Origin of the sequence: Pseudomonas sp. SWRI51 (assembly GCF_014268825.1) — a bacterium.
In the GTDB taxonomy this organism is placed as follows: Bacteria; Pseudomonadota; Gammaproteobacteria; order Pseudomonadales; family Pseudomonadaceae; genus Aquipseudomonas; species Aquipseudomonas farsensis.
This window is the reverse complement of record NZ_JABWRG010000143.1, coordinates 1-9679: the sequence shown is the minus strand read 5'-3', so window position 1 is coordinate 9679 and position 9679 is coordinate 1. Positions and strand designations below refer to the sequence as shown.

General features: G+C 62.6%; 8 protein-coding genes. 6 read left to right on the top strand and 2 right to left on the bottom strand.

Going from position 1 to position 9679, the window contains the following annotated elements; translation table 11 throughout:
* Window positions 1-196: 196 nt before the first annotated feature.
* On the bottom strand, window positions 197-1495 hold the full coding sequence (locus HU720_RS23270) for an ATP-binding protein (RefSeq protein WP_186523385.1): 1299 nt from the start codon (window positions 1493-1495) through the stop codon (window positions 197-199).
* 6 nt (window positions 1496-1501) lie between these two features.
* Entirely contained in the window at window positions 1502-2203 is a 702-nt protein-coding gene (locus HU720_RS23265; RefSeq protein ID WP_186523384.1) for a response regulator transcription factor, read from the bottom strand.
* 156 nt (window positions 2204-2359) lie between these two features.
* Here HU720_RS23265 and HU720_RS23260 point away from each other — a divergent pair, with 156 nt between their 5' ends.
* The 6 genes from HU720_RS23260 to mobA all read left to right on the top strand — a co-directional run bounded on the left by HU720_RS23260 (window position 2360) and on the right by mobA (window position 9414).
* Entirely contained in the window at window positions 2360-3529 is a 1170-nt protein-coding gene (locus HU720_RS23260) for an efflux RND transporter periplasmic adaptor subunit (protein ID WP_186523383.1), read from the top strand.
* Between the two features lie 11 nt (window positions 3530-3540).
* Window positions 3541-6645, top strand: a complete 3105-nt coding sequence (locus tag HU720_RS23255; protein ID WP_186523382.1) for an efflux RND transporter permease subunit — start codon at window positions 3541-3543, stop codon at window positions 6643-6645.
* Window positions 6646-6786: 141 nt separating this feature from the next.
* Window positions 6787-7479 carry an AAA family ATPase gene (locus HU720_RS24460; protein ID WP_346656610.1) on the top strand — a complete coding sequence of 231 codons (693 nt, stop codon included), beginning with the start codon at window positions 6787-6789 and terminating at the stop codon, window positions 7477-7479.
* Window positions 7480-7487: 8 nt separating this feature from the next.
* Complete coding sequence (locus HU720_RS24455) at window positions 7488-8186, top strand: AAA family ATPase (protein ID WP_346656609.1); 699 nt, start codon at window positions 7488-7490, stop codon at window positions 8184-8186.
* Between the two features lie 8 nt (window positions 8187-8194).
* Window positions 8195-8830, top strand: coding sequence for a retron Ec78 anti-phage system effector HNH endonuclease PtuB (gene ptuB, locus HU720_RS23245; RefSeq protein WP_186523381.1), 636 nt, complete (start codon window positions 8195-8197; stop codon window positions 8828-8830).
* A gap of 8 nt (window positions 8831-8838) precedes the next feature.
* Window positions 8839-9414 carry a molybdenum cofactor guanylyltransferase MobA gene (gene mobA / locus HU720_RS23240; protein ID WP_186523379.1) on the top strand — a complete coding sequence of 192 codons (576 nt, stop codon included), beginning with the start codon at window positions 8839-8841 and terminating at the stop codon, window positions 9412-9414.
* Window positions 9415-9679 lie beyond the last annotated feature (265 nt).

Genomic DNA, 9679 nt, shown 5'->3' with positions numbered 1-9679 from the left:
TGCTGCGCAGCCCAACGCGGGGCAAGCCCGCTCGCCACAAGGAGATATATCTGGCGGGAACAGGCTTGTACAAAACCGTAGAATCTCCCATATGGACCGCCTCAGCCGCGATATCCGAGTCTGGCCCAGATCCCTGTGGGGGCTGGCGACAGCCCTGCGATGAGGCCAGCGCAGGTAAAACAGCCAGGTACTCCCGCTAACCGGCCGGCAGGCGGATGCTGAACTGCGCCCCTCCCAATACCGATTCCTCAACGCTCAGGCTGCCGCCCTGCCCTTCAATCGCCCTGCGGCTGATCGCAAGCCCCAGGCCGAAGCCACCGGTGCTGCGGTCCCGACTGCGGTCCAGACGGTAGAACGGCTGGAAAATACGCTCACGTTCCTCGACCGGAATACCAATGCCGTCATCCTCAACCGTCAACAGGCACCCGCCGTCCGCCTCAAGGCGCAGGCGTATCAGCAGGTGCTCATCGCAGTAGCGCATGGCATTGCGCACCAGGTTCTGTACCGCACGCGCCGTCAGGCGTGGGTCGAGTACAAAGCGTGGCAGCTCGGTCTCGCAGCACACCTGCCACTGGATACCGCGGCTGTCGAGTTCCTCGGCAAAGCCGCCAAGCACGCTGTCGACCAACTCAAGCAGCGACACCTCGACCCGCTCGCAGGCCTGAGTGGCGCTTTCCAGGCGGCTATAGGACAGCAATTCAAGCACCAGCTCATCCAGCTCGCGCACATGGCCAACCAGCTCAAGCAACCGCTTGCGGCTGGCCGGTGGGACTTCGTCGAACAGCAGCACCAAGCCGAAATCCAGCCGCGTAAGCGGTGTACGCAGTTCATGGGACACCGCATTGAGCAGGTCGCGCTGCTGGTTGACGTGGCGCTCCAGGTCGCCGGCCATGGTGTCGAACACCGCTGCCAGTTCACCGATGTTCGAGCGTGGCGAAATATGCGTGCGTTCAGCCATCTGGCCCTGGCCGAGGCGCCGTGCGGTTTCCCGAAGCCGTTCAAGGTCACGCCAGTGCGGCCACACCCACAGCAAAAGGCAGCCCAGTAGCGCAGCGCCGATCAGCACCGTCACACCCCACGACAGCACGTTGATGTCCAGCGGGTCTGGCGGTGAGCGCAGCAACACCAGCCAGTCCTTGTCCAGCGGCGCCAGCACGGTCTCGTAATACCCCCAGTCGGCGATGCGCACGGCGTGCTGGCCATGTTCCAGGCGCGCGCGCTCGGCGTCGCTGATAGCCATGCCCTGCATCGGCAACAGTTCGACTTCAAGTGGCGCGAAGGTTGCCGCCAGATCGTGCTGCACAGCCGGCCACTGTTCGCGCGGCACCTGCTGGAACTGGCGCACGATCAGCGTCTGCACACCTTTGGTCTGCGCCAGGTTGTAGTTCATGAAGCGCTCGTGGAAGGAGCCGACGATCGCGCCGGGGATCAGCAGCAAGGCGCCTGCGTACGCGACGATGATCAGCAGGTACAGGCGCACCAGTATCTTCAGCATGGCCTGTCAGTACTCCCACTCGACGCGGCTGAACAGGTAGCCCTTGCCCCACACGGTCTTGATCTTGCGTGCCTCGCCGGCGCTGTCGTCGAACTTGCGCCGCAGCTTGGAAATCGCCACGTCCACCGACCGGTCGGTGCCGTTGAACTCGATGCCACGCAGTTGCTGCAGGATGCGGTCGCGGCTGAGCACCTCGCCGGCGTTGCGCGCCAGCACCACCAGCAGGTTGTATTCACCACTGGACAACTCGACCTCGTCGCCGCGCCAACTGACTACCCTTTCGGCGAGGTCGATGCGCAAGCCACCGATCAGGATCTGGTCGTGCTCAAGACGCGGCTCGTTGATGCTGCTGCGGCGCAGCAGCGTGCGCACCCGTGCCAGCAGCACCCGCGGTTCACAGGGCTTGGTGACATAGTCGTCGGCGCCCATCTCCAGCCCCAGCACCTGGTCGTGGCTGTCGTCACGGGCGGTCAGCATGAGGATCGGCAGGCTTTGCGATTCCTGGCGCAACAAACGGCACACCTGCAGGCCGTCGAGGCCCGGCAACATCAGGTCGAGAATCACCAGGTCCGGCTTGTGCCGATGGGCGGCCTCCAGCACCTGATCGCCGCGTGCGATCACCTGGACGATGAAATCGTTGCGCTGCAGGTAACTGGCAATCAGTTCGGACAACGCGTTGTCGTCTTCGACCAGAAGAATGTTCGGCATAGGGAATCAGGCATCAGGAAAGAATGGGCAGGATATCGAATCCCACACCCGCAACAGCTTCTTCTTAACACTTTTTCACACACGTCCTACAGGGATTAACAGCAACCGAAGGCAACAGTGCCTTAGGATACGCTCGATCAAACTTGGAAGATCCGTATGTCCACTTTCCGTGCCGGGCGTCTGCGCCCCGTGGCGCTGCTCGCGCTGCTCACCTTCGCCCTTGCCGGTTGCAATGACGCCGCTGACCAGGGCCCACAGCCACCCAAGCCGAAGGTGCGGGTCGAAACCCTCGCCGAGCAACCAGTGGCGATCAGCACCGAACTGAGTGGCCGCCTGCTCGCACCGCGTACTGCCGAGGTGCGGGCGCGGGTGGCGGGCGTTGTGCTCAAGCGCATGTACCGTGAGGGTAGCGACGTCAAACAAGGCGATGTGCTGTTTCTGATCGACCCGGCACCGTTCAAGGCCGACCTCGACAGTGCCCGGGCCGCATTGGCCAAGGCCGAGGCCACCCGCTACCAGACACGCCTGCAAGCGCAGCGCTACGGCCAACTGGTCGATGAGAAGGCCGTCAGCCGCCAGGAATACGACAACGCTCGCGCAGCGTTCCTGCAGACGGATGCGGCCGTGGCAGAAGCCAAGGCCGCACTGGAGCGGGCGCGCCTGAACCTGGGCTACGCCACCGTTACCGCACCGATTGCCGGGCGCATTGGCCGGGCACTGGTGACCGAAGGCGCGCTGGTGGGCCAGAACGAGACCACGCCGCTTGCTACCATCCAGCAACTGAACCCAATCCACGCCGACGTCAGCCAATCGACCCGCGAGCTCAACGCCCTGCGCCGTGCCTTGCGCGCAGGCGAGTTGCAGCAGGCCGGCCAGGACGAGGTGCATGCCACGCTGATCCAGGACGACGGCAGCGCGTATCCGCTGGCGGGCAAGTTGCTGTTCTCTGACATCAGTGTCGACCCCAGCACCAACCAGATCACCCTGCGCAGCGAGTTCCCCAACCCCGACCTCGACCTGCTGCCGGGCAGCTACGTGCGCGTGCGCCTGGCCCAGGCCGTGCAGCCCAAAGGCTTGAGCGTGCCACAACGGGCAATCACGCGTGACAGCGCCGGGGTGCCAAAGGTGCTGGTGGTCGATGCGCAGATGCGCGTCAGCGAGCGCCCGGTGCAACTGGGCAACGCCCTGGGCGACCGCTGGGTCGTCAGCGCCGGGCTCAACCCTGGCGAGCGCGTGGTGGTCGAGGGCTTGCAGCACGTCAAGGCCGGTGACCTGGTAAACGTCGACGAACAACCGGGCGCCAGTGTCGCCCAGCACGGCCAATGAGGGCCTGAACCATGCCGCAATTCTTCATCGAGCGCCCGGTATTCGCCTGGGTGGTCGCGTTGTTCATCCTGCTGCTCGGCGGCCTGGCCATCCCGCAATTGCCGGTTGCGCAGTACCCTGACGTGGCACCGCCACAGGTGGAAGTCTATGCGGTGTACCCGGGAGCCTCGGCGGCGACTCTGGACGAAAGCGTGGTCAGCGTCATCGAGCAGGAGCTCAACGGCGCCGATAACCTGCTGTACTTCGAATCGCAAAGCAGCCTGGGCAGTGCCACCATCACCGCAAGCTTCCAGCCCGGCACCAACCCGGACCTGGCTCAGGTCGATGTGCAGAACCGCCTGAAGGTGATCGAGTCGCGCCTGCCGCGCGCAGTCACACAACAAGGGCTACAGGTAGAAAAGGTTTCCACCGGTTTCCTGCTGCTGGCTACCCTTACCTCCGAAGATGGCAACCTGGACGAAATTGCACTGTCCGACATTCTGGCGCGCAACGTGATGAACGAGGTGCGCCGCGTCAAGGGCGTCGGCAAGGCCCAGCTGTATGGCTCCGAGCGGGCCATGCGCATCTGGATCGACCCGGCCAAACTGGTCGGCTACAACCTCACCCCCAACGATGTTGCAGCGGCCATCGCCGCGCAGAACGCTCAGGTGGCGCCAGGCAGCATCGGCGACCTGCCGGCGCGCCCGACCCAGGAAATCACCGCCAATGTGGTCGTGCGTGGCCAGTTGAGCACCCCAGAAGAGTTCGCCGCCATCGTGCTGCGGGCCAATGCCGATGGCTCCAGTGTGACAGTCGGCGATGTTGCCCGCGTTGAAATTGGCGCCCAGGACTACCAGTACGGCACCCGCCTCAATGGCAAGGCTACCAGTGCCTTCAGCGTCAAGCTGTCGCCCGGCGCCAACGCCATGGAAACCGCAGCACTGGTCAAGGCCAAGCTCAACGAGCTGTCGCGCTACTTCCCGCAGGGCGTGCGCATAGACATCCCTTACGACACCTCGCCGTTCGTCAAGGTGTCGATCCAGCAAGTGATCAGCACCTTGGCCGAGGCCATGGTGCTAGTGTTCGCGGTGATGTTCCTGTTCCTGCAGAATCTGCGCTATACGCTGATCCCAACCCTGGTGGTGCCGGTGGCGCTGATGGGCACCTTTGCGGTGATGAACCTGCTGGGTTTCTCGATCAACGTGCTGACGCTGTTCGGCATGGTGCTGGCCATCGGCATTCTGGTGGACGACGCCATCGTGGTGGTGGAAAACGTCGAGCGGATCATGGCCGAGGAAGGCCTGGAGCCAAAAGCCGCTACGCGCAAGGCCATGGGCCAGATCAGTGGCGCGATCATCGGCATCACCCTGGTGCTGGTGGCGGTGTTCTTGCCGATGGCGTTCATGAAAGGCTCGGTGGGGGTCATCTACAAGCAGTTCTCGGTGTCGATGGCCGTGTCTATCCTGTTCTCGGCCTTCCTGGCCCTGAGCCTAACCCCGGCGCTGTGCGCCACCCTGCTCAAACCGCTGGCCAAGGGCGAGCACCATCAGCGTAAAGGCTTCTTCGGCTGGTTCAACCGGCGCTTCGAGCACATGAGCGATGGTTACCAGCGCTGGGTCAGCCATGCGCTGGCCCGCAGCGGCCGCTACCTGTTGGTGTACGCCGCACTGCTGGGCGTGCTGGGCTATGGGTTCAGCCAACTGCCAACGGCGTTCCTGCCCACCGAGGACCAGGGCTACACCATCACCGACATCCAACTGCCGCCCGGCGCCAGCCAGGCACGCACCATCGAGGTGGCGCGCCAGATCGAGGCACACAACACCGGGGAGCCGGGGGTCGCCAATACCACGTTGATCCTTGGCTTCAGCTTCTCGGGCAGCGGGCAGAACGCCGCGCTGGCCTTCACCACGCTGAAGGACTGGGCCGAGCGCAACGCCGATAACAGCGCGCAGTCCATTGCCGACCGGGCCAACATGGCGTTTTCCGGGCTCAAGGACGCCATTGCCTTCGCAGTGTTGCCCCCGCCGGTTGACGGCCTGGGTGAGTCGACAGGCTTCGAGTTCCGTCTGCAGGACCGCGGCGGCATGGGCTACAGCGAGTTGATGCAGGCCCGTGACCAACTGTTGGCCCAGGCGGCCAGCAGCAAAGTGCTGGTCAACGTGCGCGAGGCCTCTCTGGCCGAGAGCCCGCAAGTAGTGCTTGAGGTTGACCGGCGGCAAGCCAATGCCTTGGGCGTGTCGTTCGCCGATATCGGCGCGGTGCTCGACACCGCAGTAGGCTCCAACTACGTCAACGACTTCCCCAACCAGGGGCGCATGCAGCGGGTGGTGGTGCAGGCCGACGGCGACAACCGCAGCCAGGTCGAAGACTTGCTGAAAATCCACGTGCGCAACGCCAGCGGCAAGATGGTGCCACTGGGTGCATTCGTCAGCGCCCGCTGGCAATCGGGGCCGGTGCAGTTGACCCGCTACAACGGCTACCCGGCGGTGTCGATTTCTGGCGAACCGGCGCCGGGGTACAGTTCAGGGCAAGCCATGGCTGAAATCGAACGACTGGTCGCCGAGTTGCCGGCAGGTACCGGCCTTGAATGGACGGGCCTGTCACTGCAGGAGCGCCTGTCGGGCAGCCAAGCCCCGCTGCTGATGGCGCTGTCGCTGCTGGTGGTGTTCCTGTGCCTGGCGGCGCTGTACGAAAGCTGGTCGATCCCGACCGCGGTACTGCTGGTGGTGCCGCTTGGAGTACTGGGTGCAGTGCTGGCGGTGACGCTGCGCGGCCTGCCCAACGATGTGTTCTTCAAGGTCGGTTTGATCACCCTGATCGGCCTGTCGGCGAAGAACGCCATCTTGATCATCGAATTCGCCAAGGGCCTGGTCGACCAGGGCATGGATGCCACCGAAGCGGCCATCCAGGCTGCACGGCTGCGCCTGCGGCCCATTGTGATGACCTCGCTTGCGTTCATTCTCGGTGTCGTCCCGCTGGCCATTGCCAGTGGCGCCAGCTCCGCCAGCCAGCAGGCCATTGGCACCGGCGTGATCGGCGGCATGCTCAGCGCCACGTTTGCAGTGGTGTTCGTGCCGGTGTTCTTCGTGGTGGTGATGAAGCTCGCCGGGCGCCGGCGCCAAATCGCCTCAGCATGAAGTCGAGCAACCCCTGCCGTAGTGCGCAGGGGTCACCTCACTGCGGTAGCTCGGATTGAACGCCAACGGCTAAACTATGCACATTTTGCACTTCCCCTGCGCATGGTGGGCTGGAAGATCCCGAACCCCTGGAGGTACTCTGTGAGGCTCACCCAGCTACAGCTGCGCGATTACCGCTGCTTCGAGTCCATCGACATCGACTTCGACCCACAAGTGACGGTGCTGGTGGCCGCCAACGGTGCAGGCAAGACGTCCATTCTGGATGCGATCGCTGTGGCGTATGGGCCTTTTGTGGGCGCATTCGATGAAGCAACAGGCAAACACTTCGAAAGCAGTGATATTCGCAAGATGGCGGTTCGCGAGACCACGTCCAACGAAATGGAATACGCCGCACGTGGCGTGCGGCTACAAGCGACCGGGCCTATTCCCGGAAGCACTGCAGATCAGCTAGGTTCTACCAACGTCTGGAGGAGAAGCCTTTCTAACTCCGCCAGGGCCAAGACAACGATCAAGGATGCCAGAGAGCTGGTTGAGTATGGCAAAGGGTTGCAAGAAGCGGTGCGGACGGGTGGCGCCCCGACGCTGCTGCCCCTGATTGCGTATTACGGCACCGGACGGCTGTGGCAACAGAAAAAACTGACCGAAGCAAAGAAGAGCCAGCGCACTTCACGGACAGTCGGCTACACCCATTGTCTGGACCCTGCATCGAGCTACAAGTCTTTTGTGGAGTGGTTTCGGTACTGGAGCATCAGTTCCAAGGAAAGCCGGATCAAAGCCTTGGAACTGCGCGGGCCCGCTACCGATGCGAGTTCGACCATTACATCAAGTCTGTAAGCCAGGCAGTGAACACCTGCATCGCGCCGGCCGGTTGGTGTGACATCGATTACTCTCTCGCCAAGGAGACATTAGTTGCAAACCACCCAGTATTGGGTCAATTGCCAGTGGAGCAATTGAGCGACGGCATCCGCAACATGATCGGTATGGTCGCCGACATTGCCTTTCGCGCAACCAAACTAAATGGGCATCTTGGGGCGGCGGCGGCGCGGCAAACACCCGGTATTGTGCTAATCGATGAAGTGGACATGCACCTTCATCCAGAGTGGCAACAGTCAGTGATTCCTTCTTTGACCGCCGCGTTCCCGCTACTGCAATTCATTGTTACAACTCACAGCCCGCAGGTCTTGAGTACGGTCGATGCCCGTTGCGTCCGTGTGATTGTGCATGAGCCTTCATCTGTTTCGCGGCGTATCACTACTCATGTCGTGGTGCCCGCATGGCAGACTCGCGGCGTCGCCAGTGCCGATCTGCTGGCCAGAATCATGAACGTAAATCCTGTGCCCGATGTACCCGAAGCGGGCTGGGTCAATCAATACCAAGCATTGATACAGCAGAGTCTACACACCTCGGCACCTGGCTTGGCGCTCCGCGCACAATTGATCACGCACTTTGGTGCTGAGCATCCAGTGATGCAGGATTGCGAGCGGCTGATCCGCCTGCAGAGCTTCAAGCAACGGCTGCCACGCCAAGACCGCAAGGGGTGATCCGGCTCATGCATAAGTTGATCAGAGACACCGATGCGCCAGCCTGCCTCCGTCAATATTTGCACGGCCGTAACCCGTGGTCTGAGGTGACGACCGACCAGCGCCTTTGCATATGGGCCAAACTTGACGCCATGCAAGGTGAACGCTGTGCTTATTGTGAGGATGCAATAAGCCCAGGCAATCGTCATATAGAGCACTTCCGCCAGCGCGGCCGTTACCCTCAGGGCACGTTCGATTGGCCCAATCTTTTTGGGTCGTGTAACCGCCCAGGCACGTGCGGAAATCATAAAGATAGCTGCGGCGCCTATCCCCATGAAGATCTGATCAAACCCGATGTAGAGGACCCGGAGTTGTTATTGGTCTTCACTCCCAATGGTGCGGTCGAGCCGCGCGCAAACCTTGCGCCTGCCGACAGGCAGCGGGCGCTGCAGACCATTCGGATTCTCGGTCTGGATGGTGCTCTGACACAGATCCGCAGGTCGCATACCAGCGGATATCTTCAAACCGCTTTGGACCTCGCACAGATTGCACAGGAGTGGCCAGAGGAAGAATGGTTACCCTTTCTTCAGGATGAATTGCGCGCAACGGCGATGCTGCCTTTTGCTACGGCCATAAAACATGTGCTTACACCACAAAGCGAGTAACCGACGCAATGCCTGCCCCCCTGCCCCCCTGCTCTATCCTGATCCTCGCCGGTGGCCGTGGCCAGCGCATGGGCGGGCGCGACAAGGGCTTGCTGGCCTGGCATGACGAGCCGCTAGTGGCGCATGTGCAGCGCGCGGTCCGCGAGTTGTCCGATGACGTGGTGATTTCCTGCAACCGTAACCAGGCCGACTACGCCGTGTACGCTGACCAATTGGTGGGCGATGCCGAGGCCGGGTTCCCGGGCCCGCTCGCGGGGGTAATTGCAGGCCTCAAGGCTGCCCGGCATGAATGGGTGGTGCTACTCGCATGCGATGCGCCGCTGGTTGATCAGGCGCTGGTGCAGGCGCTGCGGCACTTGGCTTGTGAACATGGCAGTGCTGCGATGGTACGCCAGGGCGGCTACTGGCAGCCGATGTTCAGCGTGCTGCCACGGCGCATGCTGCCTGCGCTGGAGCAGGCCTGGGTGGCGGGCGAGCGGAGTTTGCAGAAGGCTCTGCGGGTAGCGCCGGTGCAGGCGTTGGAATGTACGCCGGAAGATATGCGGTTGGCCAACTTCAACAGCCCGGAGTTGCTGGAGGATTGAGCAACGTTAGGGCAGGCTCTTAAGCGCTTTGGGGAATATCGATACACCGTTGGGCTTGATCGGAATGCCGAACCACCGCGATAGCGGCAGATCAGACAACGCCACTCGGCGCGCTGGCCATCGCGGGGCAAGCCCGCCACGCGGGCCGTGCTCAACCGCAACATTGCTGATTGGACCCAATCCTGTGAAAAATGATAGAGAGCCGTGGCGAGCGGGCTTGTCCCGCGTTGGGCTGCGCAGCAGCCCTGAAAACCCAAGGGGCTGC